The organism is Rhizobium bangladeshense (genome assembly GCF_001662075.1).
GTDB classification, from domain to species: domain Bacteria; phylum Pseudomonadota; class Alphaproteobacteria; order Rhizobiales; family Rhizobiaceae; genus Rhizobium; species Rhizobium bangladeshense_B.
In genome coordinates this window covers 1-26,754 of sequence record NZ_LYPL01000016.1, presented here as the reverse complement: position 1 = coordinate 26,754, position 26,754 = coordinate 1, and the positions used below count along the sequence as shown (strand labels likewise).

At 63.5% G+C, this 26,754-nt stretch carries 28 protein-coding genes; 18 read left to right on the top strand and 10 right to left on the bottom strand.

The features are described 5' to 3' along the window. Positions 1-147 precede the first annotated feature (147 nt). Positions 148-903: a histidine utilization repressor gene (gene hutC, locus A7X77_RS25720; RefSeq protein ID WP_064685675.1), complete on the top strand. Its 756-nt coding sequence runs from the start codon at positions 148-150 to the stop codon at positions 901-903. A 31-nt stretch (positions 904-934) separates the two neighbouring features. Here hutC (A7X77_RS25720) and hutC (A7X77_RS25715) read toward each other — a convergent pair whose 3' ends face one another. Beyond that, positions 935-1,657, bottom strand: a complete 723-nt coding sequence (hutC, locus tag A7X77_RS25715; protein ID WP_064685674.1) for a histidine utilization repressor — start codon at positions 1,655-1,657, stop codon at positions 935-937. Between the two features lie 60 nt (positions 1,658-1,717). Further along, a complete protein-coding gene (locus A7X77_RS25710; RefSeq protein WP_064685673.1) occupies positions 1,718-3,064 on the bottom strand; it encodes a formimidoylglutamate deiminase in 1,347 nt (448 codons plus the stop codon). A 122-nt stretch (positions 3,065-3,186) separates the two neighbouring features. Between A7X77_RS25710 and hutI the strand changes: the two genes are divergently transcribed. The 6 genes from hutI to A7X77_RS25680 all read left to right on the top strand — a co-directional run bounded on the left by hutI (position 3,187) and on the right by A7X77_RS25680 (position 10,144). After that, on the top strand, positions 3,187-4,449 hold the full coding sequence (hutI, locus tag A7X77_RS25705) for an imidazolonepropionase (RefSeq protein ID WP_064685672.1): 1,263 nt from the start codon (positions 3,187-3,189) through the stop codon (positions 4,447-4,449). Continuing rightward, the gene (gene hutH / locus A7X77_RS25700; protein WP_064685671.1) at positions 4,446-5,981 is read left to right on the top strand and encodes a histidine ammonia-lyase; all 1,536 of its coding nucleotides are present in this window, start codon (positions 4,446-4,448) and stop codon (positions 5,979-5,981) included. The genes hutI and hutH overlap by 4 nt, the downstream gene beginning before the upstream one ends. Before the next feature lie 156 nt (positions 5,982-6,137). Beyond that, complete coding sequence (hutG, locus tag A7X77_RS25695; RefSeq protein ID WP_064685670.1) at positions 6,138-6,944, top strand: N-formylglutamate deformylase; 807 nt, start codon at positions 6,138-6,140, stop codon at positions 6,942-6,944. A 23-nt stretch (positions 6,945-6,967) separates the two neighbouring features. Continuing rightward, positions 6,968-8,641 carry a urocanate hydratase gene (gene hutU / locus A7X77_RS25690; RefSeq protein ID WP_064685669.1) on the top strand — a complete coding sequence of 558 codons (1,674 nt, stop codon included), beginning with the start codon at positions 6,968-6,970 and terminating at the stop codon, positions 8,639-8,641. A gap of 5 nt (positions 8,642-8,646) precedes the next feature. Beyond that, positions 8,647-9,237 carry a HutD/Ves family protein gene (locus tag A7X77_RS25685; protein ID WP_064685668.1) on the top strand — a complete coding sequence of 197 codons (591 nt, stop codon included), beginning with the start codon at positions 8,647-8,649 and terminating at the stop codon, positions 9,235-9,237. Positions 9,238-9,514: 277 nt separating this feature from the next. Continuing rightward, positions 9,515-10,144 carry a J domain-containing protein gene (locus tag A7X77_RS25680; protein WP_064685667.1) on the top strand — a complete coding sequence of 210 codons (630 nt, stop codon included), beginning with the start codon at positions 9,515-9,517 and terminating at the stop codon, positions 10,142-10,144. An 18-nt stretch (positions 10,145-10,162) separates the two neighbouring features. On the opposite strand, the gene A7X77_RS25675 is transcribed toward A7X77_RS25680, so the two are convergent. Together A7X77_RS25675 and A7X77_RS25670 are read right to left on the bottom strand one after the other, a co-directional pair. Beyond that, positions 10,163-10,864, bottom strand: a complete 702-nt coding sequence (locus A7X77_RS25675) for a DUF899 family protein (protein ID WP_064685666.1) — start codon at positions 10,862-10,864, stop codon at positions 10,163-10,165. 458 nt (positions 10,865-11,322) lie between these two features. Then, positions 11,323-11,505, bottom strand: coding sequence for a hypothetical protein (locus tag A7X77_RS25670; protein WP_064685665.1), 183 nt, complete (start codon positions 11,503-11,505; stop codon positions 11,323-11,325). 69 nt (positions 11,506-11,574) lie between these two features. On the opposite strand from A7X77_RS25670, the gene A7X77_RS25665 reads away from it, so the two are divergent. Continuing rightward, positions 11,575-12,210: an alpha/beta hydrolase family protein gene (locus tag A7X77_RS25665; protein ID WP_064685664.1), complete on the top strand. Its 636-nt coding sequence runs from the start codon at positions 11,575-11,577 to the stop codon at positions 12,208-12,210. Between the two features lie 97 nt (positions 12,211-12,307). Here A7X77_RS25665 and A7X77_RS25660 read toward each other — a convergent pair whose 3' ends face one another. The 3 genes from A7X77_RS25660 to pcaQ form a co-directional block, all read right to left on the bottom strand. Continuing rightward, complete coding sequence (locus A7X77_RS25660; protein WP_064685663.1) at positions 12,308-13,006, bottom strand: RES family NAD+ phosphorylase; 699 nt, start codon at positions 13,004-13,006, stop codon at positions 12,308-12,310. Further along, complete coding sequence (locus A7X77_RS25655; RefSeq protein WP_064685662.1) at positions 13,003-13,515, bottom strand: MbcA/ParS/Xre antitoxin family protein; 513 nt, start codon at positions 13,513-13,515, stop codon at positions 13,003-13,005. The genes A7X77_RS25660 and A7X77_RS25655 overlap by 4 nt, the downstream gene beginning before the upstream one ends. 72 nt (positions 13,516-13,587) lie before the next feature. Then, positions 13,588-14,505, bottom strand: coding sequence for a pca operon transcription factor PcaQ (gene pcaQ / locus A7X77_RS25650; protein WP_064685661.1), 918 nt, complete (start codon positions 14,503-14,505; stop codon positions 13,588-13,590). A gap of 556 nt (positions 14,506-15,061) precedes the next feature. On the opposite strand from pcaQ, the gene pcaD reads away from it, so the two are divergent. The 8 genes from pcaD (at position 15,062) to A7X77_RS25610 (ending at position 21,367) form a co-directional block, all read left to right on the top strand. Continuing rightward, entirely contained in the window at positions 15,062-15,871 is an 810-nt protein-coding gene (gene pcaD / locus A7X77_RS25645) for a 3-oxoadipate enol-lactonase (protein ID WP_064685660.1), read from the top strand. Then, positions 15,868-16,266, top strand: a complete 399-nt coding sequence (gene pcaC / locus A7X77_RS25640; protein WP_064685659.1) for a 4-carboxymuconolactone decarboxylase — start codon at positions 15,868-15,870, stop codon at positions 16,264-16,266. The genes pcaD and pcaC overlap by 4 nt, the downstream gene beginning before the upstream one ends. A 9-nt stretch (positions 16,267-16,275) precedes the next feature. Continuing rightward, positions 16,276-17,025, top strand: coding sequence for a protocatechuate 3,4-dioxygenase subunit beta (pcaH, locus tag A7X77_RS25635; protein WP_016736534.1), 750 nt, complete (start codon positions 16,276-16,278; stop codon positions 17,023-17,025). Then, complete coding sequence (pcaG, locus tag A7X77_RS25630; protein WP_064685658.1) at positions 17,025-17,636, top strand: protocatechuate 3,4-dioxygenase subunit alpha; 612 nt, start codon at positions 17,025-17,027, stop codon at positions 17,634-17,636. Before pcaH ends, pcaG begins: the two co-directional genes overlap by 1 nt. A 160-nt stretch (positions 17,637-17,796) precedes the next feature. Then, on the top strand, positions 17,797-18,843 hold the full coding sequence (locus A7X77_RS25625; RefSeq protein ID WP_064685657.1) for a 3-carboxy-cis,cis-muconate cycloisomerase: 1,047 nt from the start codon (positions 17,797-17,799) through the stop codon (positions 18,841-18,843). 301 nt (positions 18,844-19,144) lie between these two features. Further along, entirely contained in the window at positions 19,145-19,975 is an 831-nt protein-coding gene (locus tag A7X77_RS25620; protein ID WP_064685656.1) for an MBL fold metallo-hydrolase, read from the top strand. 124 nt (positions 19,976-20,099) lie between these two features. Further along, positions 20,100-20,474 (top strand): GFA family protein, encoded by a 375-nt coding sequence (locus tag A7X77_RS25615; RefSeq protein WP_064685655.1) that lies wholly within the window; start codon positions 20,100-20,102, stop codon positions 20,472-20,474. After that, positions 20,468-21,367: an alpha/beta fold hydrolase gene (locus A7X77_RS25610; RefSeq protein ID WP_432431352.1), complete on the top strand. Its 900-nt coding sequence runs from the start codon at positions 20,468-20,470 to the stop codon at positions 21,365-21,367. The genes A7X77_RS25615 and A7X77_RS25610 overlap by 7 nt, the downstream gene beginning before the upstream one ends. Here the strand turns inward: A7X77_RS25610 and A7X77_RS25605 are convergent, their stop codons facing one another. Both A7X77_RS25605 and A7X77_RS25600 read right to left on the bottom strand, forming a co-directional pair. Then, the gene (locus A7X77_RS25605) at positions 21,368-22,120 is read right to left on the bottom strand and encodes a polysaccharide deacetylase family protein (RefSeq protein ID WP_064685653.1); all 753 of its coding nucleotides are present in this window, start codon (positions 22,118-22,120) and stop codon (positions 21,368-21,370) included. Next, on the bottom strand, positions 22,117-23,208 hold the full coding sequence (locus A7X77_RS25600; protein WP_064685652.1) for a glycosyltransferase family 4 protein: 1,092 nt from the start codon (positions 23,206-23,208) through the stop codon (positions 22,117-22,119). Before A7X77_RS25600 ends, A7X77_RS25605 begins: the two co-directional genes overlap by 4 nt. Before the next feature lie 183 nt (positions 23,209-23,391). On the opposite strand from A7X77_RS25600, the gene A7X77_RS25595 reads away from it, so the two are divergent. Together A7X77_RS25595 and A7X77_RS25590 are read left to right on the top strand one after the other, a co-directional pair. Beyond that, positions 23,392-25,104, top strand: a complete 1,713-nt coding sequence (locus A7X77_RS25595; RefSeq protein WP_064685651.1) for an adenylate/guanylate cyclase domain-containing protein — start codon at positions 23,392-23,394, stop codon at positions 25,102-25,104. Continuing rightward, positions 25,104-25,982, top strand: coding sequence for an FkbM family methyltransferase (locus tag A7X77_RS25590; protein WP_064685650.1), 879 nt, complete (start codon positions 25,104-25,106; stop codon positions 25,980-25,982). Before A7X77_RS25595 ends, A7X77_RS25590 begins: the two co-directional genes overlap by 1 nt. A gap of 143 nt (positions 25,983-26,125) precedes the next feature. On the opposite strand, the gene A7X77_RS25585 is transcribed toward A7X77_RS25590, so the two are convergent. Then, positions 26,126-26,455 carry a hypothetical protein gene (locus tag A7X77_RS25585; RefSeq protein WP_064685649.1) on the bottom strand — a complete coding sequence of 110 codons (330 nt, stop codon included), beginning with the start codon at positions 26,453-26,455 and terminating at the stop codon, positions 26,126-26,128. Positions 26,456-26,754: the final 299 nt, after the last annotated feature.

Genomic DNA, 26,754 nt, shown 5'->3' with positions numbered 1-26,754 from the left:
CGATCTCCGCCGGCTTGCCCTTTCCGTCCTATTTTCGTTTCAAGGACCGATTGGGAGGTTGTATATGGTACCATATGAGAAAATTTGTGATATGCAAGAGGAAAGTCGATTATGTGGCAAATTGAATCCGTGCATAAGGAATAGGCAATGAAGCGGTCCGGCGAGATGAAGCGCGACCTGGCGGGAAATGACAGCACGCCGCTCTATGCCGGCGTCAAGCAGGTGATCCTCGATCGCATCCACAGCGGCGAATGGCCGCCGAAATACCGCGTGCCGTCGGAAAACGAGCTCGTCGTCGAGCTCGGCGTCAGCAAGATGACCGCCAACCGGGCGCTGCGCGAACTCGCCAATGAGGGCGAGCTCGTGCGCATCCAGGGCGTCGGCTCCTTCGTCGCCGAGCGCAAGGGCTATTCGGCGCTGTTCGAGGTGCGCAACATCGCCGAGGAAATCGCCGAACGCGGCCATATCCACGAGGCTGCCGTCGTCATTCTCGCCCGGGAACCCGCCTCTCCCGAGATTGCAGACGCCTTGGAGCTGGCAATCGGCGCCGCCGTTTTCCACTCGCTGATCGTGCACAGCGAAAACGGCGTTCCGGTGCAGATCGAGGACCGGTTCGTCCATCCGGAAGCCGCGCCCGAATATCTCGAGCAGGATTTCACGACGCTGACGCCGAACGCCTATCTGACGGCCGCCGCCCCGCTGAGCGGCTCCGAGCACGTCGTCGAGGCGGCGATGCCGCAGGCCTGGGAATGCAAGCTCCTGACCATTCTGAAGAGCGAACCCTGCCTGACGATCCGCCGGCGCACATGGTCGGCAAAACAGGTGGTTTCGACCGCTCGCCTCGTCTATCCCGGCTATCGCTACCGGCTCGAAGCGCGCAGCGGCAAGATGTTCGAAGACTAAAACACCCGATATCTTGTATATGGAACCTCGCCTATTGTGACGCCGGCGTGAACCGCGCCACCAGCGCATGACGATCGCCGGGATAGGTGAAGCGCACATGGGTCACCGGGCCGGCGCCGCTCCACGTGCGGCGCTCCACCACCAGGCAGGCGGCGTTGCGGGCGATGTCGAGGGCGGCGGCCACCTCGGCATTGGCGGAGACGGCGTGGATCCTGTGTTCGGCGGCGGTCCACGGCACTTGATTGAGCAGCCACGGCCCCGGCGCCACCGTCAGGAAATCGGCGTCGGCGGCCTCCGGCACGGTCGCAAGACTGATCAGCCGCTCCTCCAGGCAGAAGGGCCGTGCGCCGGCATTGTGGATGCAGACGATCTCGACGACCGAGGAAGCGACCGGCAGTTCCAGCCGGCGGCTATCTTCCGCCTTGGCCTTGCGGCTCGCCTTCTTCGCAACCGCATAGGAATAGGGCAGGTTCAGCGACTGCACCTCGGCCTTGATGTCGTGGATTTCGAGAACCGCCGATTGCGCCTGCGGCTGGGTGACGAAGCTGCCGGATTTCTTGCGGCGCTCGATCAGGCCGGCCTTGGCGAGCTGGGTCAGCACCTTGTTCACCGTCATCCGCGAGACGTCATACTGGGTGGCGAGATCGACCTCGAAGGGAATGCGGTGGCCCGGCGGCCATTCGCCCGAGACGATACGGCCCTCGATCTCGCCCAGGATGCGTTGGTGCAAGGTGGGATCCCTGCCTTGGTTCATCGCCACGTTCCGATTGGTCTCCCGATCTAGATCGAATGCTCCGTCGTGAAAAGCGCTTTTTCAGCCGGCCAGCAATTCGCCCATTGCCGCGAGGAACCGCCGGTCGATGGCCTCGCGCTTGAGATGACGGCCGCCTTCCACCTGCTTGCGGCCACGCGCCCAGACGCAATCGACGGAAACCCCGCCGGCAAACAGCCAGTGATCGAGAACCTGGTCGGCGGAGAGATAAGGAACGGCCGACGTATCAAGCGAAACGAGATCGGCGTGATGGCCGTCGGCGAGACCGGCCGGCGCCTTCAGTGCCGCGCCGCCGCCGGCAAGCGCCTGGTTGAACAGGCAAAGCGCCGTCGAACCGCCGGGTGCGGCAATGACGTTGCGGGCGCGCAGCGCCAGACGCTGCGAATATTCGAGCTGGCGTAGCTCCTCCGGCAGGGAGATCCGCACGTTGGAATCCGAACCGATGCCGTACCGCCCGCCTTCTTCGAGGAAAAGCGGCGCGGCAAAAGCCCCATCGCCGAGATTGGCTTCGGTGATCGGGCAGAGGCCGGCGATCGCGCCGCTTTTCGCCATCCGCCGCGTCTCGTCCTCGGTCATATGCGTCGCATGGATCAGGCACCAGCGCTCGTCCACAGGCATATGATCCAGCAGCCATTGCACGGGCCGCGCTCCCGACCAGGCGATGCAGTCCTCGACCTCCTTCACCTGCTCGGCGACATGGATATGGATCGGACCATCGCCCGCCATCGGCACGAGTGTCGCCAATTCCTCGGGCGTTGCGGCGCGCAGGCTGTGCGGCGCAAGGCCGAGCTCGGCGCCGTCGAGCCGGCCGGTCACGCCACGGCACCCCTCCATCAGCCTTTCGAAGCTCTCGAGCGAATTGATGAAGCGCCGCTGGCCGTCGAGCGGCTGAGCGCCGCCGAAACCGGAATGGGCATAGAAGACCGGCAGCAAGGTCAGGCCGATGCCGGTCTCCTGGCTCGCCGCACCGACACGTTCGGCAAGCTCGGCGATATTGGCATAGGCCGCGCCATCTCTGTCGTGATGGAGATAGTGGAATTCGCCGACGCGGGAAAAGCCTGCCTCCAGCATCTCCGCATAAAGCTTGGCCGCAACCGCCTCGACATGCTCCGGCGTCATCGCCAAAGCGAATTTGTACATGACGGTGCGCCAACTCCAGAAGCTGTCGTTGGCCGGACCGCGCACTTCGGCAAGCCCGGCCATCGCCCTTTGGAAGGCATGGCTGTGCAGATTGCCCATGGCCGGGACGATCATGGCATGGCGCTCATCGCCGGGTGCGGCGGCAACGCCGTGCTCGACCCGCGCGAGGCGCCCGGCTTCGAGCGTCAGCCGCACGTCCTTCCGCCAGCCTTGCGGCGTCAGCGCCGTGCCTGCGTGAAGTATGGTCATGGCCTTTTCTCCCCTTCTGCCGCGCCGCCGATCTTTCTTTTCCAGAAAAGCGCGCAAAATTTCTCTTGTCACCTGCCTATTATGTATATACATGTTTCGGCATAAGGAAAGGCGCAAAGCTGATGACCGGGAACAATTTTTCTGAAGGAACCCCATCCGCCGACGTCAGGCCGGTGCTTTGGCGCAACGCGCGGCTGGCGACGCTCGCGCCTGAGAGTCCGGGGCTTGGCATCGTCGAAAAGGGTGCCGTGCTCACCGAAAATGGCCGCATCGCCTTTGCCGGCGCCGAAAGTGAACTGCCGGCATCAGCCATCGAACGCTCCGAAATCGTCGATCTCGAAGGCCGCTGGATGACACCCGGCCTCGTCGACTGCCACACCCATATCGTCCACGGCGGCAATCGCGCCCGCGAGTTCGAGATGCGCCTTGAAGGCGCGACCTACGAGGAGATTGCGCGGGCCGGCGGCGGCATCGTCTCCTCCGTTCAGGCGACCAACGCGCTGTCGATCGAAGAACTTGTCGCCGAAGCACTGCCGCGGCTCGATACGCTGCTTGCCGAAGGCGTGACCACGGTCGAGATCAAATCCGGCTATGGCCTCAACCGGAGCGGCGAAGTGAAGATGCTGCAGAGCGCCCGCCTGCTCGGCCATATCAGGCCGGCTCGTGTCGCCACCAGCTATCTCGGCGCCCATGCGACGCCAGTGGAATATAAGGGCCGCAACGGCGACTATCTCGACGATGTCGTGCTGCCCGGTCTCGACGACATGTACAATCTCGGCCTTGCCGATGCCGTCGACGGCTTCTGCGAAGGCATCGCCTTTTCGACAGCCGAGATCGCCCGCGTCTTCGACAAGGCGAAAGCGCTCGGCCTGCCCGTCAAGCTGCATGCCGAACAGCTCTCCAATCTCGGCGGCGCCAAACTGGCGACCAGCTATGGCGCGCTTTCCTGCGATCATCTGGAATATCTCGACGATGACGGCGTTGCCGCGATGGCCGCTGCCGGCACCGTCGCCGTGCTGCTGCCCGGTGCCTTCTACGCCATTCACGAAAAGCAGAAGCCGCCGGTGGAGGCGCTGCGCCGGGCGGGCGTGCCGATCGCGATCGCCACCGATTGCAATCCCGGCACTTCGCCGCTCACCTCGATGCTGCTGACGATGAACATGTCGGCGACGCTGTTCGGCCTCACCGTCGAGGAATGCATCGCCGGCGCCACCCGCGAAGGCGCCCGCGCGCTTGGGCTGCTCAGGGAGACCGGAACGCTCGAAGCCGGCAAATCCGCCGATTTCGCCGTCTGGAATATCGAGAGCCTTGCCGAGCTCGTCTACCGCATCGGCTTCAACCCGCTTCATACACGTGTCTTCAAGGGCGAAAGGAACGGTCGATGACCATCACGCTCCACCCGGGCTCCGTCTCGCTCAGCGATCTAGAGACCATCTATTGGACCGGCGAGCCGGCAAGGCTCGATCCCGCCTTCGATGCCGGCATCGCCAAGGCCGCCGGCCGCATCGCCGAGATCGCCGCCGGCAATGCGCCGGTTTACGGCATCAATACCGGCTTCGGCAAACTCGCATCGATCAAGATCGACAGCGCCGATGTCGCTACGCTACAGCGCAATCTCATCCTGTCGCATTGCTGCGGCGTCGGTACGCCGCTGCCTGAAAATATCGTCCGGCTGATCATGGCGCTGAAGCTGGTTTCGCTCGGGCGCGGCGCCTCCGGCGTGCGGCTGGAACTGGTGCGGCTGATCGAAGCCATGCTGGATAAGGGCGTCATCCCGCTGATCCCGGAAAAGGGCTCGGTCGGTGCCTCCGGCGATCTCGCGCCGCTCGCCCATCTGGCGGCGGTGATGATGGGCGAGGCGGAAGCCTTCTTCGCCGGGGAACGCCTCCCGGGTGCGCGGGCCTTGGAAAAGGCCGGGCTCAAACCGGTCGTGCTCGCCGCCAAGGAGGGCCTGGCGCTGATCAACGGCACGCAGGCCTCGACGGCGCTGGCGCTCGCCGGCCTCTTCCGGGCCCACCGTGCTGCGCAATCCGCTTTGATTACCGGCGCCATGTCGACCGACGCGGCCATGGGGTCCTCCGCGCCGTTCCATGCCGACATTCACAGCTTGCGCGGCCATAAGGGCCAGATCGACACGGCATCAGCCCTGCGCGCCTTGCTCGAAAACTCCGTCATTCGCCAGAGCCATATCGAGGGCGACGAGCGCGTCCAGGATCCCTATTGCATCCGCTGCCAGCCGCAAGTCGACGGCGCCTGCCTCGACCTCCTGCGTTCCGTCGCCCGCACCCTCGAAATCGAGGCCAATGCCGTCACCGACAATCCGCTGGTGCTATCGGACAATTCCGTTGTGTCAGGCGGCAATTTCCACGCCGAACCCGTCGCATTCGCCGCCGACCAGATCGCGCTTGCCGTCTGCGAGATCGGCGCGATTTCGCAGCGCCGCATCGCGCTGCTGGTCGATCCCACGCTTTCTTACGGCCTTCCCGCCTTCCTCGCCAAGAAGCCGGGCCTGAATTCCGGCCTGATGATCGCGGAGGTGACTTCGGCGGCACTTATGTCGGAAAACAAGCAGATGTCGCACCCGGCCTCGGTCGATTCGACGCCGACCTCGGCCAACCAGGAAGACCATGTCTCGATGGCCTGCCACGGCGCCCGCCGCCTTCTGCAGATGACGGAAAACCTGTTTTCCATCATTGGCATCGAGGCGCTGACTGCCGCCCAAGGTGTCGAACTGCGCGCGCCGCTGTCGACCAGCCCTGAACTTTTGAAGGCAATCGCCGCGATCCGCGCCAAGGTGCCGAGCCTCGACGTCGATCGTTACATGGCAAACGACCTCGCCGCCGCCACCGAACTGGTGGCGACGGGGGCGCTGAATGCCTCGGTTTCGAGTGGCGTTCTGCCGGTTTTGGAGGGCTGAGATGATAGTGAACGAAAAAAACCCCTCCCCAACCCCTCCCCACAAGGGGGAGGGGCTTAACCTGCGGCCCTCGCAGCGGTCGTTCTTGAACACGGAGCGTAAGGCTGGCCTTAGCCCCTCCCCCTTGCGGGGAGGGGTTGGGGAGGGGTTATTGCCATGAGCACCCCTGTCTTCGAAATCCACCAGGGCACCTCGCCCGTCATCCTCGCTTTCCCCCATACCGGCACTGACGTCCCGCCCGAGATCTATGCCCGCCTCAACGATAACGGCCGGATCCTCGCCGATACCGACTGGCACATCCACCGGCTCTATGACGGGCTGCTCGATGACGCCACGACCGTGCGCGCCACCTTCCACCGCTACGTGATCGACGCCAACCGCGATCCGGCCGGCGTCAGCCTCTATCCCGGCCAGAACACCACCGGCCTCGTCCCCCAAACGGACTTCGACGGCCAGGCGATCTGGAAGGATGGGCAGGCGCCCGATGCTGCCGATATCGCCGCGCGGCTGCGGGACTTTCACGCGCCCTATCATGCGGCCCTTGCCGCCGAGATCGAGCGCGTCAGAGCAGTTCACGGCGTTGCCATCCTCTACGACTGCCACTCGATCCGCTCTCACATTCCCTTTCTCTTCGACGGCAAGCTGCCGGATTTCAACATCGGCACGGATATGGGCAAGACCTGCGACGGCGCCATCGAGCAGGCGACGCTGACCGTCACGCAAGCCGCGGAAGGTTATGACAGCGTGCTCAACGGTCGCTTCAAGGGCGGCTGGACGACCCGCCACTACGGCAAGCCGGAGACCGGCGTGCACGCGATCCAGATGGAGCTCGCGCAATCGACCCATCTCCAGACCGAAACACCACCCTTTGCCTATGACGCCGCCAAGGCGGACAGGCTTCGCGTCCATCTCAAAGACATTCTGGTGCGCATCGAGCAGATCGCACCCGGCCTGAAACGATAAGCTCACTCGACAGAGGAACCGTCATGAACAATCCACGCCACAACATCCGCGAAATCCGCGCGCCGCGCGGCAACGATCTCAATGCCAAGAGCTGGATGACCGAAGCGCCGCTGCGCATGCTGATGAACAATCTCGATCCCGATGTCGCGGAAAATCCGAACGAGCTCGTCGTCTATGGCGGCATCGGCCGCGCCGCCCGCACCTGGGATGATTTCGACCGGATCGTCGCGACGCTGAAGACGCTGACGGAAGAGGAAACGCTGCTGGTGCAATCCGGCAAGCCGGTCGGCGTCTTCCGCACCCACAAGGATGCGCCGCGGGTGCTGATCGCCAATTCAAATCTCGTGCCGCATTGGGCGACCTGGGATCATTTCAACGAGCTCGACAAGAAGGGCCTTGCCATGTACGGCCAGATGACGGCCGGCTCGTGGATCTATATCGGCACGCAGGGCATCGTCCAGGGTACTTACGAGACCTTCGTCGAGGCCGGCCGCCAGCACTACGGCGGCAATCTCAAGGGCAAATGGATCCTGACCGGCGGCCTCGGCGGCATGGGCGGCGCCCAGCCGCTCGCCGCCGTCATGGCCGGCGCCTGCTGCCTCGCCGTCGAGTGCAATCCCGATTCGATCGATTTCCGCCTGCGCACCCGCTATCTCGACGCCAGGGCCGAGACGCTCGACGAAGCGCTCGAGATGATCGACCGCTGGACCAAATCAGGTGAAGCCAAATCCGTCGGCCTGCTCGGCAATGCCGCCGAAATCCTGCCGGAAATGGTCCGCCGCGGCATCCGCCCCGATATCGTCACCGACCAGACCTCGGCGCACGACCCGATCAACGGCTACCTGCCGAATGGCTGGACGATGGCCGAGTGGAAGGCCAAGCGCGAGAGCGATCCGAAGGCGGTGGAAAAGGCGGCGCGCGCCTCGATGCGCGAACATGTCGAAGCGATGATCGCCTTCTGGAATGCCGGCATTCCGACCCTCGACTACGGCAACAACATCCGTCAGGTCGCCAAGGACGAAGGCCTTGAAAACGCCTTCGCCTTCCCGGGCTTTGTTCCGGCCTATATCCGCCCGCTGTTCTGCCGCGGCATTGGCCCGTTCCGCTGGGCGGCCCTATCGGGCAACCCGGAGGATATCTACAAGACCGACGCCAAGGTGAAGGAGCTGCTGCCCGACAACAAGCATCTGCACAACTGGCTCGATATGGCCAGGGAACGCATCGCCTTCCAGGGCCTGCCGGCGCGCATCTGCTGGGTTGGCCTCGGCGACCGCCACCGCCTGGCTCTGGCCTTCAATGAAATGGTCAAAAACGGCGAGCTTTCCGCCCCGATCGTCATCGGCCGCGATCACCTCGACTCCGGCTCCGTCGCTTCGCCGAACCGCGAGACCGAAGCGATGAAGGACGGCTCCGACGCCGTCTCCGACTGGCCGCTGTTGAACGCTTTGCTCAACACCGCCTCGGGCGCAACCTGGGTGTCGCTGCATCATGGCGGCGGCGTCGGCATGGGCTTCTCCCAGCATTCGGGCGTCGTCATCTGCGCCGATGGCACGGATGATGCGGCCAAGCGCCTCGAGCGGGTGCTCTGGAACGACCCGGCGACCGGCGTCATGCGCCACGCCGATGCCGGCTACGACATCGCGCTCGACTGCGCGAGGGACAAGGGCCTGCGCCTGCCCGGCATTCTCGGGAACTGAGCCTCGTGAGGATCCTGCTCGCTGCCGATCACAAGCGCATGCCGTGGAAAAACGGCGGCGGCGAAACGGTGGAGATTGCCGTTTCGCCGGAAGATGCCGGCCTTGCCGGCTTCGACTGGCGCGTCAGCATGGCGACTGTTGCAGCCGACGGGCCGTTCTCGATCTTTCCCGGCATCGACCGCACACTGGCGATCCTCGCCGGCAACGGCATGGAGCTCGACATCGAAGGCGGCGCGCCGGTGCTGCTGACGGTGGCGAGCGAACCGCTGGCCTTCCCGGCCGATATCCCGGTCACCGCCAAACTCCAGGATGGCGCGATCACCGATCTCAACGTCATGACCCGCCGCGACGGGCTCACGCACAGGCTGAGCCGAATCGACATCGACGGCGCCAAGCGCGTGCCGCTGCCGTCGCCGACGTGCCTATTGCTCTGCCATCGCGGCCGGCTGTCATTCCGGCGCGATGGAGAGGCCGGCGCGCTTGCGCCCGGTGATGCGCTGCTGATCGACGACGCGGCCGCAGCCACGCTGGAAACCGACGGCGAAGCGAGATGTTATCTCGTCGAGATTACCGCGAGCCGAGCTAGAACAGGATGATTTTAGGCCCGGTCGGCCTAAAATCTGAATCCTGTTCTACATTAAAGAGTTAGAGCATGATGTCGTCCGAAAACCGCTCACACTTTTCGGCATCATGCTCTAGACTAGCGCAAATAATTGAAAATGCGTGCCAATCGCGCAAGCATGCCGGCCTCGGCACCGAGCAATGCAATTTCGGGCCGTAGACGTCATTCCTGCTTTCGGTCTAAACTTTGCCCTTCTGATGCAGAAGAAGACCTAGACTGCCCGTGAGATCGAGGGCGGCAAGGGAGCAGGTGTGACGGATCCATACGATATTCTCGGCGTTGAACGCGATGCGGACGAGGCGCAGCTGAAGACTGCCTATCGGCGTCTTGCCAAAGTCGCCCATCCCGATTCGGGCGGCGATACCGATGCTTTCGACATTCTGCAGAAGGCCTATGCGCTGCTTCTCGATCCGGTCCGGCGCAAGGTCTATGACGATACCGGCTATGACGTCGAGTTCGCCGATGCGGCCGAGCTGCAGGCGCTTGTGATGATCGAGAAGCTGGTGACCGACGCCGTACTCGACGAGCGGGCACCGGGGAGTTTCGATCCGGTGGCGGTCATGCAGGAAAGCATCTCCGAGGAACTGCGCAAGGCGCGCTTCAGCAAGAGCGAGCTTGAGCGCCACGCGGCGCGCGTCGGCCTGCACCTGGAGCGGCTCGAAAAGCAGTCCGGCCGCGATGTGCTCGCCCATATGTTCCGCGCCCGCATAGAAGCGATTTCGAAGGCGGTCGCCGAAACCGAGGCGAAGATCAAGGCGGCCGAACGCGCCGCCGACATGCTGAGCGGCTATGTCTACGATCTCGATCCATCGCTGCTGCCGGAGGCTTCGGTCACCAATCTCGAATGGATCGAAACCTCCAGAAACCGCTCCACCGGCTGAGGCAGGACGTGCCTGACCTCAATAGGACAGCTTCGGATACCAGTCGGGTGCCCGGCCTTCGGGCGTACAATCGAGCACGGTCCAGAGTGGCATCAGATCGGGCGCGCCACGCGGATCCTCGCCGGGATCGGCCGTCACGCCGCCCATTTCCTGGCTCCAGAAGTGACGTATGGTCCCATCGCGTCGCGTGAACACGTTGAAGGCAGCATCATCGCCGCCGCCTCTGCCGATAGCGTGATAATCGCGGCTGTAATCGCCCGACGGATCGGAATAGAGCGGCAGGTGGTGCCAGCCGCGCTCCCTCTTGAAGGCAAGCAGCCTGCCGATCGGCGAAAGCGCGACGATTGCAAGGGCGGCGCGCTGCTGAATGTCGGGGACCTCGCCGTCCCAGGCCGACAGCAGCGAGGTGCACATCGGGCATGGACGCTCGCGCTCCGGCCCGAACATGTAGCTGTAGATGATCAGCGTGTCCTTGTCGGCGAAGAGCTCGGCGAAGGAGATCGGCCCGTCTGGGCCTTCGAAGCCGTAGTTCCTCTTTATCTCACCGCCCGGCGGCAGTGCCCGGCGCTGTCTCGCCACGCGCTCGATATGCCGGCGCAATTCGATCTCTTCGGCCAGCAGCGCGTCGCGGGCGATACGATATTCCTCGCTCTCGTTCGGGAAACGAACGCCATTCTTGGCCGCGAGTACGGCGGCGGGTACCAGCTGACTGCTATCCATGACAATCCTCCTGTCGTTGCCTGATGATGTGCCGACCGCAGGGGAATTGCAGCACATCGTTAGAATGACGATCGACTGACGCGAAAATCGACAGCGCGGCAAAAAATATCCCACTTCGGAATCCCGAAATTCCGCCGCTTCGGGATTCCGAAATTCGAGCGCGTTTGCTCGGTGTCGTCGCTCAGAAAAGTCCAACGATCTCAACGCCACAACCAATTTCGGGATTCCGAAGTGCTATATAGATTTTGGTGGGAGATCCTCAAGCTCGTCGCCGCCGATACCGGGGCCTCGAGATAGCCTCATCAGAAAGCAAAAAGGGCGCTCGACCCTTGCGGGGAGCGCCCTTATCCTGTCGGACGGCGAACGGCTCGACGACGTCGATACCGCACGCATCCGTTTTTCAGGCAGAGCCGCTATATGGACCCACTCTTTCGCCGTTTCAAGGGCTGTTTTGCATTTTAAAGGGCGACGCCGGTCACGGGATTGACCACCGGTCGTTGGCTTTTATCCCCTTCCCCAGGCGGCTGCACGGCAGGCGGCGCCATCGATTCAGCGTCAGCGGGTTCCGGCTTCTCAGGAACGACCTTGACATCCTTGGGACGGCGCTGCTCGGGCTTTACGTTTTCATCATTCGTCGACATTGTCTTCTCCTTTCCAGGGAAGAAGTCAGGGCCGTCGACATGGTTCCGGCGGGGGATGGAGGATTGCCGATGGCCGACGGGTTTCTGCTGCAGGGGCCGCAGGATGCGCACTATACGATTCTGCTTGCCCATGGCGCCGGCGCGCCGATGGATTCGACGTCGATGACAGCAGCAGCGGCGGCGCTTGCCGGCGTCGGCTTCCGCGTTGCCCGCTTCGAATTCGCCTATATGGCCGCCCGCCGTACGGGAATTCGCAAGCCGCCACGCGCCGAAACGCTCAATCCCGAATATGAGGCGGCGATTGCCGCGCTTAATGCCGAGGGGCCTCTGATCATCGGCGGAAAATCGATGGGCGGTCGAGTTGCCAGCATGGTCGCCGACGATCTCCATGACAGGGGAAAGATCGTCGGCCTCATCTGCCTCGGCTATCCCTTCCATCCGCCCGGGCAGCCGGAGAAGTTGCGCACCAGCCACCTCAAAAGGCTAGCGACACCGACGCTGATCTGCCAGGGAACGCGCGACGAATTCGGCACGCGCGACGAAGTGCCGGGATACGATCTCTCCAACCGGATCGAGATCCTCTGGCTCGAGGACGGCGATCACGATCTCAAGCCGCGCAAGAAGATCTCCGGCTTCTCCGCCGCCGATCACCTTGCCACGATGGCCAAGGCGGCGAAGGCATGGGCCGAACGGCTGCCGGTTTAGAGCAATCCAGCAAAAGTGCGTCGCGGTTTTGCGTCCGGAATTGCGTGGAAACAAAGAAATAGAGCATTTTCGTGATTCGGAGAAAAACGGAAATGCTCTAGACTCCGGTTTTCGGCCGTCGCCGTCGCGTTGAAAGCTTCCGGACATCGATGCGCCGGTCGGCGGCGAAAACGGTGATTTCGAAATGATCGGCCTGCACCACCTCGCGGATGTTCTTCGGCCGATGCGCCGCGACGTTCACCCCGCCCCTCAGCCGCACGCTGTCATAAACTATGCCGGCGCCGCCGCTCGCGCGCACCTGTTCGCCCAGGATCTGCGACGCTGAATAGCTGGCACCATCATAGACATCCGGCCGCCGCGCCTGTTCGCCGCGAATGTCGAGATAGTCGCCGATCAGGTTGGCGGCATAGCATCGGTAAGTGCGCGCCATCGTCGCCACCCCACGCGCCACGGCCTCGCGCCGGAGATGATGGCCGACCTCGGCGGCGGCTGTCTTCAAGTTGTCGGCGGCATACCAGGCGCCGAGATCGGGGCCGTTGAAACGCATTCCGCCGGGTGCGACATGCAGGAATGCCGCCATCACGATGCTGGCATTGGGTGTGCCGTAGACCCACTCGCTTTCGGGAAGCCGCCGGATGCGGTCGGCGACCAGCCGGTCATTGGTCCAGCCGACGAGGTCCATCACGGCTTCGAGATCGGCCGCCCTCGCCACCGTGTCGAAGAGACCGATCGGTGGAAATTGCGACGGGATCAGCCGGTAGGACGGATGCGGCGCCTCGGCAAAACGGTCGCTCACCGGAAGACGATGTCCGTGTCTTCGTAAGGCGTGAAGGCCTCGTCGAGCCTGTTCGGCGGCATGTAGAGGCCGCCGCGGGCGCCATCGAGGAACCGGCGCACGGTCATCAACCCGTCCTGGGTTCCGTTGGTGACGATGTCGAGCGGCGGATGGCCGCCGAAAACCGGGGCGTGATGTGGCATGCGCAGCCAGGCGACGCCGGCGCGCTCATCGGAAAACAGCACGCCGAGCGCCTGATGGATGCCGAACACGGCGGAGATCCGGGTCAGCGTATCGACATCGAGCGTGAAGGCCCCGTGCTCGCGCGCCTGCTTGGCCCAGCTGTGATAGGTCGAGCGGGAGGGGTAGCCGAGCACGAGCAGCCGCTGTTCTTCGTTCAAGCCCCAGAGATCGGCGATCGCCAGAAAGGTCCGCAAAGCCGGCGGGCTCAGCCGCCGTCGGTTTGCCGGCGCAAACCGCTCCGTTTCCAGCCGTTCCGCCTCCTGCTCCCTGCGTCGTGCCTGCTGCATCATGCTCTCCTGTCCTGAACTAGATTTAGTCCAAATCTGGGCGTCCGGCAAGCAAATTTGAAGAGGGAAAGTTCAGGAAAGCTCCCGCGCCGCCTCGCGGATCGTCTGCATCAGGATCGATTGCAGTGCCGACGGCACGGCATCGGCGCGCATCGTCAGCCCGACCGGTCCCTTGGTCTCGCCGGTATCGACCGGCAGAAGCGCCAGCCGCCCGTCGGCGACATCGCCGGCCACCACGCCGTTGGAAATGATCCAGATCGCGTCGCTTGACCTGAGGAAAGCGCGACCGAAGGCATCCGACACCGTCTCGATCTGGTTCGGCAGGCTGGAAACGCCGTTGGCGATGAGGAAATTTTCGACAACTGGCCGGATGATCGAACCGCGCGTCGGCATCAGCACCGTATAATCCGCGAAGGCTGAGAACAGCGACTGCCGGCCGTCAAGCAGCGGATGGCCGGCGCGCACGGCAAACACCACCTGTTCTGAATAAAGATGCTCGAAGGAAAAGCCGGCCATCTTTTCGGCGCCGGCCAGGCGCCCGACGACCAGATCGAGGTCACCGACGCGAAGCTCTTCCAACAGCACCGCGTTCTCCCCGGTGACGATCTTCACCCGGCTCCACGTCTTCTCCTGAAGAAAGAGCTCCATCGCCCGCGGCATGATGCGCGACGAGACCGTCGGTAGGGCGCCGATGCGGATCGGCGGCGCGTCGGCGAACTGTTCCTGCGAGACCGAATCGAGACCCTGGCGCAGCGCTGTCAGCGCCGCCCCGGCATGGCGCAGGAAAACCTCGCCGTAGCGGGTGATCTTGATGCCGCGGCCGTCGCGCTCGAAGACATCGACACCCAGCACCTGCTCCAGTTCACGGATCGTCTTCGTCACCGCCGGCTGGCTCACATGCAGTAATTCGGCCGCCTTCATCACGCTCTTCTGCCGCGCCACCTCGACAAAAGTCTGCAAATGGCGAAACTTGATGCGGCTGTCGATCATTGCTCGCATAACTCCATGGTTATCGAAAAGCCAGAAAATATCATTTTACTTAACCGGATCAACCCGTCAGTTTTATCAATAGGAGTATGTACTGTTGGATGGGCGCCATGCGGCGGGCGAGCTTGGCGAAAAGCCAAACCCCAGCCGAGGATCCATGCCGTGGCTGCTGCCGCGTGGATGCTCGGGTCAAGCCCGAGCATGACGGAGGATGGGTAGGCGCACGGAGCCATTCGCGGCGCCGAGATTGAGGGAGACAGTGCGGCATATGCCCTCGCGCCCCGACTGCGGGGGCGGAGGGACGGGTCGAGACGCGTGGCTCGATCCGGCAAGCTAGGATTAGGGGCGGCCAATCCCACTCTCCGTCATCCTCGGGCTTGACCCGAGGATCCATGCCGCGGCTGTTGGTGGGTGCGTGGTGGATGCTCGGCTCAAGGCCGAGCATGACGGCGAGTGGAGAGACGGGCGCGGCCATTCGCAGCGTGGGGTGTCAGTGTCGAAAACGCCCTTCGCCGGCGAAACCAAACAATGCCGCCCCGGCTGATTTGAGGAGAGTGACGTGCAATTCGCCCGCATAAACGACGTGACGATGCATTATCAGGTCATCGGCGCGCCTGCCGACCGGCCGGTGATCGTCTTCATCAATTCGCTCGGAACTGATTTCCGCATCTGGCGCGACGTCGTGGTGCGGCTTGCCGGGGACTTCGCCATCATTCTTTACGACAAGCGCGGCCACGGCCTGTCCGATGTTGGCCAGCTCCCCGCGTCGATCGAGGACCATGCGACCGATCTCGCCGGCCTGCTCGATCTGCTCTCGGTGAAGGACGCCGTCATTTGCGGCCTCTCCGTCGGCGGCCTCATTGCCCAGTCGCTCTATCAGCGCCGGCCGGATCTCGTGCGCGCCCTCATCCTCAGCGACACCGCCCCTAAGATCGGTACAGCGGAAAGCTGGAATGCCCGCATCGCCGCGGTTGAGAAAGACGGCATCGGCAGCATCGTCGACACCATCATGGAGCGCTGGTTCACGCCCGCCTTCCGCCGGCCGGAAAACACCGCTTATGCAGGCTATTGCAACATGCTGACGCGCCAGCCGGTCGAAGGTTATATCGCCGCCTGCGAAGCGATCCGCGATGCCGATTTCACCGAGGCGGCCAAGAGGATCGCGGTCCCGACCATCTGCGTCGTCGGCGACCAGGACGGCTCGACGCCGCCCGATCTCGTGTTTGCGACCGCCAAGCTGATCCCGGGCGCCCGTTACGAGGTCATCCCGGACTGCGCCCATATCCCCTGCGTCGAGCAGCCGGAAGCGCTGACGGCGATCATCCGCGCCTTCCTCACATCGATTTCGCCTGGAGAAAGCAGCCCATGAACGAGACCCCCTCCGATCGCTACCGGCAGGGCATGGCGACCCGCCGTGCCGTGCTCGGCGATGCCCATGTCGACCGTGCCGCCGCGACCGCCACGGAGTTCGACCGCCCCTTTCAGGAGCTGATCACCGAAGCGGCCTGGGGTCATGTCTGGTCACGGCCTGTCCTGAGCAAGCGCGAGCGCTCGATCGTCACCATCGCGCTGCTGGCGGCGCTCGGCCAGGATGACGAGGTCGCCATGCATGTGCGCGCCACCGCCAATACCGGGGCGACCCGCGAGGATATCTGCGAGGCGCTCCTGCATGTGGCGATCTATGCCGGCGTTCCCGCCGCCAACCATGCGATCAAGATCGCCAAGCAGACCTTTGCACACATGGACGCCGAAAAGGCGGCCTGAGGGGGAACCATGTCCGAATTGGTCAATCGCAAGCCGGAGACCGGCGCCTTCTTCGCCCGCGACCGCGCCTGGCATGCGCCGGCGCTGACGCCCGGCTACAAGACGTCGGTGCTGCGCGCGCCGCAGCGCGCCCTGCTGTCGCTCGACGGCACGATCTCCGAAACCACCGGTCCGGTCTTCGGCCATTCGATGATCGGCGAGCTCGACAACGACCTGATCCTGAATTATGCGCGGCCCGGCGAAAGCGCCATCGGCGAACGCATCATCGTCCACGGCCGCGTGCTCGACGAGCGGGCAAAGCCGGTTGCCGGCGCCCTGGTCGAGTTTTGGCAGGCCAATGCCGGCGGGCGCTATCGCCACAAGAAGGAAAGCTATCTGGCGGCGATCGACCCAAATTTCGGCGGCTGCGGCCGCGCCATCACCGATGAGGAAGGCCGCTACCACTTCCGCACAGTGCGGCCCGGCGCCTATCCCTGGCCGAACGGCGTCAACGACTGGCGCCCCGCCCATATCCATTTCTCGATCTTCGGCCACGGCTTTGCCCAGCGGCTGATCACCCAGATGTATTTCGAGGGTGATCCGATGATCTGGAAATGTCCGATCGTCGGCACCATCCCGGACAAGGCGGCGATCGAGCAGCTGATCGCACCGCTCGACTGGGGCAATACCATTCCAATGGATTCACGCGCCTATAAATTCGATATCGTGCTGCGCGGCCGCCGCTCGACGATGTTCGAAAACAGGCTGGAGGGCAATTGATGCAGCAGCTCGGCTATCTCAAGGAAACCCCGTCGCAAACGGCGGGTCCCTACGTCCATATCGGCCTGACGCCGAATTTCTGCGACATAACGGGCGTTTACGACAGCGATCTCGGCGTGGCGATGGTCAACGAGGAGACGCTCGGCGAACGCATCACCGTCACCGGCCGCATCTTCGACGGCGCCGGCGCTCTGGTGCGCGACGCCGTCGTCGAGATCTGGCAGGCCGACAGCGCCGGCCTCTACAACAGCCCCTCGGAAATGCGCGGCGCCGCCGATCCGAATTTCACTGGCTGGGGCCGCTGCCCGACCCGCGCCGAGGACGGCGTCTACAGCTTCGAGACCATCAAGCCCGGCCGCGTCCCCTTCAAGGACGGCCGCAGACAAGCCCCGCACATCACCGTCTGGATCGTCGCCCGCGGCATCAATATCGGCCTGCAGACGCGCATGTATTTCCCGGAGGAGACAGAGGCCAATGCCGCCGATCCGCTGCTGTCGCGCATCGAACATCGCGAACGCGTCGCAACCATGATCGCCACCCGCGACGGAGCGACGTGTCATTTTGACATCCGTTTGCAGGGTCCTGATGAAACGGTGTTTTTGGATATTTGAAAGGCTCGCGAATTGCTTATCCATGAGGTTCAGTGCAGGTAGCCCCCGCATCCTATCCTCTCCTCGTGGGAGAGGGGAACAGTGCCCCAAATCCCTTCTCCCCTCGGGGGTCCGAAGGACGGCAGCCGGATGAGGGGGCCACAGCCACAAAGAGCAGACCATGACCGCATCGCCCTTCGACCATCCCTTCCTCTCCGGCCTCGTCGGCGACGATGAAATCGCGCCTTACTTCTCCGCCGAGGCCGATATTCGCGCCATGCTTTCCTTCGAGGCCGCGCTCGCCAAAGCCGAAGCCGCACACGGCGTCCTGCCCGGCGAAGCGGCAAGAAGGATCGCCGAAGCCTGCGCCGGCTTTTCTCCTGATCTCGCCAGTCTTCGCGCGGCAACGGCGCGCGATGGCGTCGTCGTCCCCGACCTCGTCAAGCAACTGCGCGCCGCTGTCGGCGAGGAAGCGGGCAAGAGCCTGCATCTCGGCGCCACCAGCCAGGATGTGATCGACACTAGTCTGATGATCCGGCTAAAGGCGGTGGTTTTCCTGTTTGCCGGCCGGCTTTCCGCTATCGTCTCCGGCCTCGATGCACTGGAGCACCGGTTCGGCGGCAATAGGCTGATGGGGCACACCCGCATGCAGGCGGCGATCCCGATCACCGTCGCCGACCGTCTTGCTGCCTGGCGCGCGCCGCTGACGACCTATCGCGACCGCCTGACCGAGCACGGTTTTCCCATTCAGTTCGGCGGCGCGGCCGGCACACTCGACAAGCTCGGACCGCAGGCCGCAGCCGTGCGCGCCTCGCTCGCCCAGGAGCTCGGCCTCACCGACGTCGCGCAATGGCAGAGTGCCCGCCTTGTGATCGCCGATATATCCGGCCTGTTTGCCTCGATCTCGGGCAGCCTCGGCAAGATCGGCCAGGATATCGCCCTGCTCGCCCAAGCAGGTGATGAGATCGAAATGGCAAGCGGCGGCACCTCCTCGGCCATGGCGCACAAACAGAACCCAGTCGCCGCCGAAGTCCTGGTCTCACTTGCCCGCTTCAACGCCACAGCGCTGTCCGGCATCCACCAGTCCCTTGTCCACGAACAGGACCGCTCTGGTGCGGCCTGGACGCTTGAATGGCTGCTGCTGCCGCAAATGGCCATGGCAACGGCTGCCAGCCTGAGGCTGGCAGGAGAATTGGCCGGCAATATCAAGCGTCTGGGAAGCGCCTGAGCCTGTTGCAACGTCAGAGACAACGGCGCGGGAGCGCGGCAATTGTTTTTTCGATCGCGCGCAACCATCTAATAGGCATGACTTGCGGAAAACGCCCGCCTCGAGCAGCCCATTTACCGAAAACCAACCATACTGGGTTGCTTTCCGACGCGAAAGCCGATTGCTTAGGAAAATCTACTCCTTCTTCCGCTAGCGGTTAGGAGAATGAAAGGGGGCGCAGGCAACCCGTGGAATTCTGCTGCTTCGCATCGGGATAAACTATGAGTACGATGGCGAAGCGGGAAGGCCGGTTTGAAAAACGATGACGACAGAACAGTTTCAGATAAAATTTTGGGGCGTCCGCGGCAGCATTCCCGTATCGGGCCCCGAATTCGACCGCTACGGCGGCAACACATCCTGCATCGAAATTCGCTGCGGAAACCATCGGATGCTTTTTGACGCAGGCTCCGGCCTACGCGAGGCCGGGCTGTCGTTGCTCGCCGACGGCGTCAGCGACGTCGATCTCTTCTTCAGCCACTGCCATTACGACCACATCATCGGCCTGCCCTTCTTCAAGGCGATCTACTATCCCTCGATCAACGTCAACATCTGGTCGGGCCATCTCGACGGCAAGATGAGCACTCGGGAAATGGTCGAGCAGTTCATCAGCCCGCCTTGGTTCCCCGTCAAGACCGACATCTGCCAGGCGACGATGAATTTCCGCGATTTCCATGCCGGTCAGGTTCTGACCCCGCGTGAGGGCATCGAAATCAGGACCTTCACGCTGAACCATCCGGGCGGCGCCATCGGTTACCGCATCGAATGGCAGGGCCGTTCGATCGCTCTGATCTACGACATCGAGCACAATCCCGGCAGCTATGATCCCGTCTCGCTGGAAATGATGCAGGGCGCCGATCTGGTCGTCTACGACTGCACCTACAATGAAGACGAGATGCAGCGTTTCAAGGGCTTCGGTCATTCGACCTGGCAACACGGCACCGAGCTTGCGAAAATGGCCGGCGCCAAGCGCTTCGCGCTGTTTCATCACGCCCCCTCCCGCACGGACGAGCAGCTGGCGCAGATGGAAGCGCAGGCCGAGGCCGCCTTCCCCGGTGCCTTTGCCGCGCGCGACAATCAGACCGTGGTGATCTGACCCGCTCCGTTCTCGGCGCCACCTCGGCCTGTCGCAGCCCGTACGTCTGCGCTTTCCCGACGGAACAGTAGCCGGGCCCGACCGTTTCCCCGGCAGCGCAAGATCGATGAAGCGGGGATCAGCCATGACTGTGTTGTCAGGACAATGCCTTTGCGGGCAGGTGCAGCTTTCTGTTCGCGGCGAACCCTTGCGCGTCGGCATTTGCCATTGCACCGATTGCAGGAAGGAGAGCGGCTCGGCCTTCACCTTCTATGGAATCTGGCCGGCCGGCCAGTTCGAATATTCCGGAGAAACCGGCGAGTTCCACGGCCGGCGTTTTTGCACCGGCTGCGGCTCGCGGCTGTTTTCCGCCGATGTGGAAGAGGCGGAAATCAAACTCGGCATCCTGTCCGAAGCCCCGACACCGCTTGTGCCGCGTTATGAACTCTGGATCAAGCGCCGCGAACCATGGCTGCGGCCGGTCGAGGGCGCAGAGCAGCACGAGGAAGATCGCTGGTGAACGGCCCCATCGAAAACCCTCCCGTCGCCGCGCTCGTCCGGCATCGCCGCATCACCGTTGCCGGCATCGAGACTTTCTATCGCGAGGCCGGTCCGCCGGACGCGCCTGTCCTGCTGCTGCCGCACGGCTATCCCTGCTCGTCCTATGAATTTCGCAATCTGATGCCGCGCCTTGCCGATCGCTGGCGTCTGATCGCTCCGGATTTCCCGGGCGCAGGCTACAGCGGCACCCCTGATGATTTCGACTACAGTTTCGATGGTTACGCCGCTTGGCTGGAGTCCTTCGTCGGTGCGGTCGATGTCGGCCGCTTCGCCCTCTACGTCCATGATTTCGGCTCGCCGATCGGTGCGCGGCTGGCGATCAGAGCGCCGCGGCGCGTCGTAGCGCTCATCATTCAGAACGGCGACATTCCCTACGAGGATGCGCTCGGGCCGAAATATGCCGATATCGAGGCGACGTGGAGCCTACCGCCCGCAGAGATGAGGAAGGTGCTGGCGGAAGCGATCAGCGAGAAGACATTCAAGGAGGAATTCCTCAACGACCTGCCACCGCCTCTTGCCGATGCCATCCCGCCGGACCTCTGGACGCTGCACTGGTCATTGATGACGCCGCAGCGCAAGCAAATCGCCATCGATCTGATCGCCGGCCTCAGGGAAAACCGCGCCTGGTTTCCCGAGCACCGCAAATATCTCAGGGACTTCCAGCCGCCGACCCTGATCGTCTGGGGGCCGAACGACCATTACATGCCGGAAAAGTCGGCACGCGCCTATCTCCGCGATCTGCCGGACGCCGAACTGCATCTGCTCGGCGGCGGCCACTGGCTGCTCGAGACCCACCTCGACGAGGTCGCCGCCCTCATGCGGGACTTTCTCGGACGGGTTCACGCCGCCTGATTACACTTCTAGAAGTGCATGCGCCGGCGACCAGCGGACGGCGGGGTGTCGGCCTGTCTGCTCGAATAGCGCCGACAGGAAATCCCAGGCGGCGGCGTCATGCACGAGATGATGGGTGAGAATACCGATAGGCTCGTCGCTGCCGGCAAACCGGTCGCCAAGCTCGGCCACCAGTTCGGCAACCAGTTCCTCTTCGCTGCGGCCACCGCGTGTGCCATGCCAGTCGATAATGTCGACATGGGTGTTGAGAAGCGGCATCGGCCCGTCCCGCTTTGCCCGCCCGTAGACCGAAAGCGCTACAAAGCCGACATCAGGCAGAGCAGGGATGAGGGCGGCGTGGATCCGGTTCCACGGCGGCACCAGGATCGGCACAAAGCGGGCGGGATGCAGCCGCTGCAGCAGCCGAAACCCGTCGCGCAATTCAGCGAGAACGATGTCCGCCGGCCGCTCGCTGCCGAGTTCCTGCTTCTTGCGCTCACGCCCGGCATGATTGGTGTGAGACCAGCCATGCACCGCGACGGCGACGGACGCTTCCTCCGCCAGCCGCGCGGCCAATGCTTCGCCGGTCAGACCGGGAATGACGGCGAGCGTCAACGGAATGTCGTGCCGACCGGTCAGCGCCAGCAAGGTCTCCAGATCAGGCGTCGGCTCGACGGCATCGTCATCGCGCAGCCAGAACCGCGCCACGCGGCCGGCGGCCTGCCAGCGGTCAAGCTCGCGGCGCAGCGGCTCCCAGCTCTTGCCTTCGCTCATTCTCCGGCTCCTGTTCCGACGCTTTCGCGCAAAATCCCGTCCAAGGCGCGCGTAGCCGTCTCAAGCGAACGCTGCTCGAGCACGAAGCGTCGTGCCGCCTGCCCCATCACCTCACGCTTCTTTCCGTCGTCGAGCAGGGCGGCCACCGCCGCGGCATAAGCGGCAACCTCTCCATCCGGCGTCAAAAGACCCGTGACGCCAGCCTCGACGACGGCCGGCACGCCCGCCGTTGCCTGCGCGACCACAGGCAGGCCGGCCGCCTGCGCCTCCAGATAGGCAAGCCCGTAAGCCTCGCCGCAACCCGGCCAGACATAGAGGCCGCCGCGCCCCAGCAATCCGGCAATCTCGGCGGCGCCCAAGGCGCCCAACCATTCGACGCGAAGGGAAAAGTCGGCAAACAGCGCCTGCACTTCATGCCGCATCGGCCCGTCGCCGATGATGGAAAGGCTCCACGGCCTGTCTTCGATCAGCCGCAATGCTTTTGCAAGCATCGCGTAACTCTCCATCTTGTCCCCTGCCCGCATCATCGCCACCGTCACCAGCCGGCGCGGATCCGGCCTGGGTGGCAGCACTTCGAAGAGCGCCGGATCGATGAAGGGTTTCAGGCTGGCAAGCCGCGCCGTCGGAAAGGCGGCCGAAAGCCCGACCCGGTCGCGCTCGGTGAAGCAAATATTGACCGCCGCCTGCAGGACCGCCTCGCCCACACGCTTCTGCTGTGCCGCCCACCCGGTCCCGTCGCGCTTTGCTGCATAGGAGGCCTCGGCAGTGACATAGGGAATGGCGAATTCGGCCGATATCGCAGGCCCGAAGGGGTCGGGCGACTTGTAATAGGGGTGGTAGCAGAACCAGAGCTCGGGGCGCGGCGCCGATTGCCATTTCAGCCTGAGCCGCTCATCTTCGGCGCGGATGGCGGGCTCGAGCGCGGCTGCCGCCTCCGGCGCTGCGGCATAGCTGCGGAATTCGGAGACGACCTCAACCGCGTGCCCGGCAAGCTCCAGCGCCCGGATCAGCAGCCGCGCCATCAGCCGATCGCCCGACGGCACCGGATGGTTCGGCGATTTCATCGGCGCGTAGAAAGCCACCCGCATGCGGCATCCCTCATAAGACAGACTGTTTCCAAATCGGCGCTCGCGGCCGGGCGAAATATTCCGCTATTGTCCCTTTCCCTAAAACTTGCGCATAAGCATATGGAATGTGATCGCGCTCGAAGCAATTCCGCCTTTTTCGCAATCTCTATGGGCCTGCGGTTCCATCGACAAGAACGGGAATGAATGACGACGGCCTCAGCCACAGGGATTTTTTCGGAGCGCGCGATCAGACGGGCGAGGCTTGGGTCGGGCCTCGTCATTTTCGTTTTCGTCCTGCTGCATTTGTCGAACCATGCGCTCGGGCTGATTTCGCTCGCCGCCGCCGACAAGGCTCGCCACCTTTTCCTCACCATCTGGCGCAATCCCGCTGGCACCGCAGTGTTTTACGCCTCGGTGCTGATCCATATGGGGCTGGTGCTGCGCGCCATCTACATGCGCCGCAGCCTAGTCATGCCGAAGGGGGAAACGGCGCAGATCGTGCTCGGCCTGCTGATCCCGCTGCTTCTGATCGATCATGTCATCGGCACGCGCATCGCCCATGAACTCTATGGCTATATCGACGATTACCAGACGGTCGTCGAGCAGCTCTGGATCAAGAACCCGGCGAATGGCGCCCGCCAGGTGCTGGGCGTCATCGCCGTCTGGTTCCATGGCTGCATCGGCCTCCATTTCTGGCTGCGCTACCGACCGTGGTATGCGGGCGCCGCGCCGCTGCTGCTGGCGCTGGCGATCCTCGTGCCGGTGCTCTCGATCCTCGGTTTCGTTGAGATGGGCCGCACCCTTGCCGATCCCTCCTATCAGCTGACGACCAATCCCTACGAGGTCAACCTCAACGCCCACTTTCTCCACGACCCTGAGATTCGCGCCCGGATCGCCACGGTCCGCGCCGGGCTCTACGGCGCTTTCTCGGCCTCGCTGCTCATCGTTGTCGTCGCCCGCGCCCGGCGCCGGCTGAAGGAGCGCCTCGACCAGGTGGCGGTGCATTATCCGGGCGGCGAGGTGATCCGCGTGCCGCGCGGCTTCACGGTGCTGGAAGCAAGCCGACTCGGCGGCCTGCCGCATTACTCCGTCTGCGGCGGCAAGGGCCAATGCTCCACCTGCCGCGTGCAGATCCTCGGCGACTATGAAGGCCTGCCCGCACCCGACAAGATGGAACAGACGACGCTGAGGCGCATCAATGCCGGCCCTGACGTTCGGCTCGCCTGCCAGTTGCGCCCTGACCGCGACGTGGCGGTCGCGCCGCTGCTGGTGCCGGCGATCGAAACCACCCTTCCCGCCAACAGCCAGGAGACCAGCCCCGGGCGCGAACGCGAGATCGCCGTGCTCTTCGTCGATATCCGCCATTTCACCACGCTGACGGAAACGCGCCTACCCTTCGACGTCGTCTTCCTGCTGAACCGCTATTTCGCCATCATCGGCAAGGCGGTGGAGCAGGCGGGCGGGCGGCTCGACAAGTTCATCGGCGACGGCGCCATGGCGCTCTTCGGCCTCGGCACCGCGCCGGAGGAAGCCTGCCGTCAGGCGCTCAAGGCGGCAGCGACGATCGTCGGCGAGATCGAGAAACTCGCCGCCGAACTGGCCGAGGAGCTGGCGCTGCCGCTGCGCATCGCGATCGGCATCCACACCGGCCCGGCCGTCGTCGGCACGATGGGCTACGGCCGAGTGCGCAGCATGACGGCGATCGGCGATACCGTGAACGTCGCAAGCCGGCTGGAGAGCGCCGCCAAGGAGTTCGAAGCGGCAATCGTCATCTCCGAGCCGGTGGCGAAGCTCGCCGGCGCCGACCTTTCCGGCATCGAAAGCCGTGAAATCAGCGTGCGCGGCCGGGCGCTACCCTTGAAAGTCTATGTCATTCCGAGAGAGAAAGCCGCAGAACCGCTCGAAGGAAAAGACTGATGCCCGGCAAGCCTTGGCTCACCGCCAAATATTGGAGCCGCCGCCTGCGGAAGGCGCGCAATGCCGCCGCCTCGCGCTTTTTCGACACCCGCTTCGGCCGCCGCCTGCTGGTCGAAAATATCGGCCCGCGCGTCGTCTCGATGACCGTCGATGCCGGCGACCATATGATGACCTTCTCGCCCGCCGACTACATCGGCCGCAAGGTCTTCCGGAAGGGCCATTTCGAGCGCGACGCGGTCGACCGGCTGATTGTCATCCTGCGCGAGCGCGGCCTGCTCAGGAAGGATGCGACACTGCTCGAGATCGGCGGCAATATCGGCACCCAGACCGTCTATTTCGCCCTGAGCGACACTTACGCCCAGATCGTCAGCGTCGAGCCCGACCCGCGCAATTTCCCGCTGCTTGAACTCAACATCCGCCAGAACCGGCTGGGAGAAAAGGTCCGCCTCGTCAATTGCGCCGCCGGCGAGAGCGAAGGCGAAATCGACTTTTTCCTGAACCTCAACAATCACGGCAAGAGCAGCGCCATCCGCCAAGGTGCGACCGACACGAAGATCAGCGTGCCGGTGAAACCGGTATCCGAAATCCTTGCCGACCTGGCGATCGACCCGGCCGCCATCGGCCTCGTCTGGATGGATATCGAGGGTTACGAGCCGGTCGCCTGCCGCTCGATGCAGCCGCTGCTTGCCCGCCGCGTGCCGCTCCACATGGAGTTCACGCCGCTCTTCTACGGGCGCGAGGGCACGAGAGCCTTCATCTCCACGCTGTCAGGCTATTATGAGGATTGCCTCGTCCTGTTCGAGGACCGCGAGGAGGAAATGAAAGTGCGGGATCTGCCGGGGGAATTCGATCAGTATAACGTGCTGTTTTTGCCGTAAAGGCAGCCTTGTGCGGGCACGCCTTCCATTGCACGAGAGCGGAGTCTGGCGTCAGCCGGCGTTCTCAACCTGATGCCAGCTGCAAGAATGAGGCGCCGGCCACCTTCTTCTCCGCCGGCTTCGATCCGGATGTGAATTCCGCATCATGCTTGCCACCACTCGGCTTTTTCCAAAATGACCTTCCGCATCACTTTGTGTTTGTCGGGAGCCCGGATCTCAATAGTTTTGCCTTTCTTGCCCTTTTTTACCGCTTCACAAACTGCAAACACCGCCGAAAGCACTGGCTCGTGGATAGGATCCGACATTCCAAGGATGGTTGCAGCTTTGATTGCCGATTCTGGCGTCATCTTGAAACCGCATGAAGATTTCGACACCTCACGAAAGAACATGGCTGCGGCCATGCGATCTCCGGCCTGAGCATGACCTGTAGCAGAAAGAATAAGCGCAAATGCGCCTAAAATCCGTAATTTCATTGCAATATCCCTAATTTGGAATCTGCGGTGCAATACAAACCTGCGAGTTCTGAAGTCAGTTTTGGCTGCCCTCAAAACCACAACTCTTCAGAATTCGACCAATAGGCGGGAATCTACCATCCCATCACTTCGAGCGACAAACCGGCGGCAGGCCCGCGTGGATGGGCACGCTCTAGGCTGTGGTGACAAATTAACGAATTGGGATTCCGTTTGAGGAGCAAATCAGATTCAACGCTGACTTTTGGAGGTCAGCGATGGAAGGTGAAGTTCTCCGGGACGATCAGTGGGATCTGTTGAAG

Bases quoted from the DNA above. Each gene is read 5' to 3' on its own strand.
- A7X77_RS25600 (WP_064685652.1), bottom strand. From the start codon at position 23,208: ATGCGGGTGGCTTTCTACGCGCCGATGAAATCGCCGAACCATCCGGTG.
- A7X77_RS25620 (WP_064685656.1), top strand. From the start codon at position 19,145: ATGACGACAGAACAGTTTCAGATAAAATTTTGGGGCGTCCGCGGCAGC.
- pcaH (WP_016736534.1), top strand. From the start codon at position 16,276: ATGTCCGAATTGGTCAATCGCAAGCCGGAGACCGGCGCCTTCTTCGCC.
- pcaC (WP_064685659.1), top strand. From the start codon at position 15,868: ATGAACGAGACCCCCTCCGATCGCTACCGGCAGGGCATGGCGACCCGC.
- hutU (WP_064685669.1), top strand. From the start codon at position 6,968: ATGAACAATCCACGCCACAACATCCGCGAAATCCGCGCGCCGCGCGGC.
- hutH (WP_064685671.1), top strand. From the start codon at position 4,446: ATGACCATCACGCTCCACCCGGGCTCCGTCTCGCTCAGCGATCTAGAG.
- A7X77_RS25675 (WP_064685666.1), bottom strand. From the start codon at position 10,864: ATGGATAGCAGTCAGCTGGTACCCGCCGCCGTACTCGCGGCCAAGAAT.
- A7X77_RS25655 (WP_064685662.1), bottom strand. From the start codon at position 13,515: ATGCAGCAGGCACGACGCAGGGAGCAGGAGGCGGAACGGCTGGAAACG.
- A7X77_RS25615 (WP_064685655.1), top strand. From the start codon at position 20,100: ATGACTGTGTTGTCAGGACAATGCCTTTGCGGGCAGGTGCAGCTTTCT.
- hutC (WP_064685675.1), top strand. From the start codon at position 148: ATGAAGCGGTCCGGCGAGATGAAGCGCGACCTGGCGGGAAATGACAGC.
- A7X77_RS25585 (WP_064685649.1), bottom strand. From the start codon at position 26,455: ATGAAATTACGGATTTTAGGCGCATTTGCGCTTATTCTTTCTGCTACA.
- pcaQ (WP_064685661.1), bottom strand. From the start codon at position 14,505: ATGATCGACAGCCGCATCAAGTTTCGCCATTTGCAGACTTTTGTCGAG.
- A7X77_RS25595 (WP_064685651.1), top strand. From the start codon at position 23,392: ATGACGACGGCCTCAGCCACAGGGATTTTTTCGGAGCGCGCGATCAGA.
- hutC (WP_064685674.1), bottom strand. From the start codon at position 1,657: ATGAACCAAGGCAGGGATCCCACCTTGCACCAACGCATCCTGGGCGAG.
- A7X77_RS25625 (WP_064685657.1), top strand. From the start codon at position 17,797: ATGACCGCATCGCCCTTCGACCATCCCTTCCTCTCCGGCCTCGTCGGC.
- hutI (WP_064685672.1), top strand. From the start codon at position 3,187: ATGACCGGGAACAATTTTTCTGAAGGAACCCCATCCGCCGACGTCAGG.
- A7X77_RS25710 (WP_064685673.1), bottom strand. From the start codon at position 3,064: ATGACCATACTTCACGCAGGCACGGCGCTGACGCCGCAAGGCTGGCGG.
- hutG (WP_064685670.1), top strand. From the start codon at position 6,138: ATGAGCACCCCTGTCTTCGAAATCCACCAGGGCACCTCGCCCGTCATC.
- A7X77_RS25590 (WP_064685650.1), top strand. From the start codon at position 25,104: ATGCCCGGCAAGCCTTGGCTCACCGCCAAATATTGGAGCCGCCGCCTG.
- A7X77_RS25670 (WP_064685665.1), bottom strand. From the start codon at position 11,505: ATGTCGACGAATGATGAAAACGTAAAGCCCGAGCAGCGCCGTCCCAAG.
- pcaG (WP_064685658.1), top strand. From the start codon at position 17,025: ATGCAGCAGCTCGGCTATCTCAAGGAAACCCCGTCGCAAACGGCGGGT.
- A7X77_RS25605 (WP_064685653.1), bottom strand. From the start codon at position 22,120: ATGAGCGAAGGCAAGAGCTGGGAGCCGCTGCGCCGCGAGCTTGACCGC.
- A7X77_RS25665 (WP_064685664.1), top strand. From the start codon at position 11,575: ATGGCCGACGGGTTTCTGCTGCAGGGGCCGCAGGATGCGCACTATACG.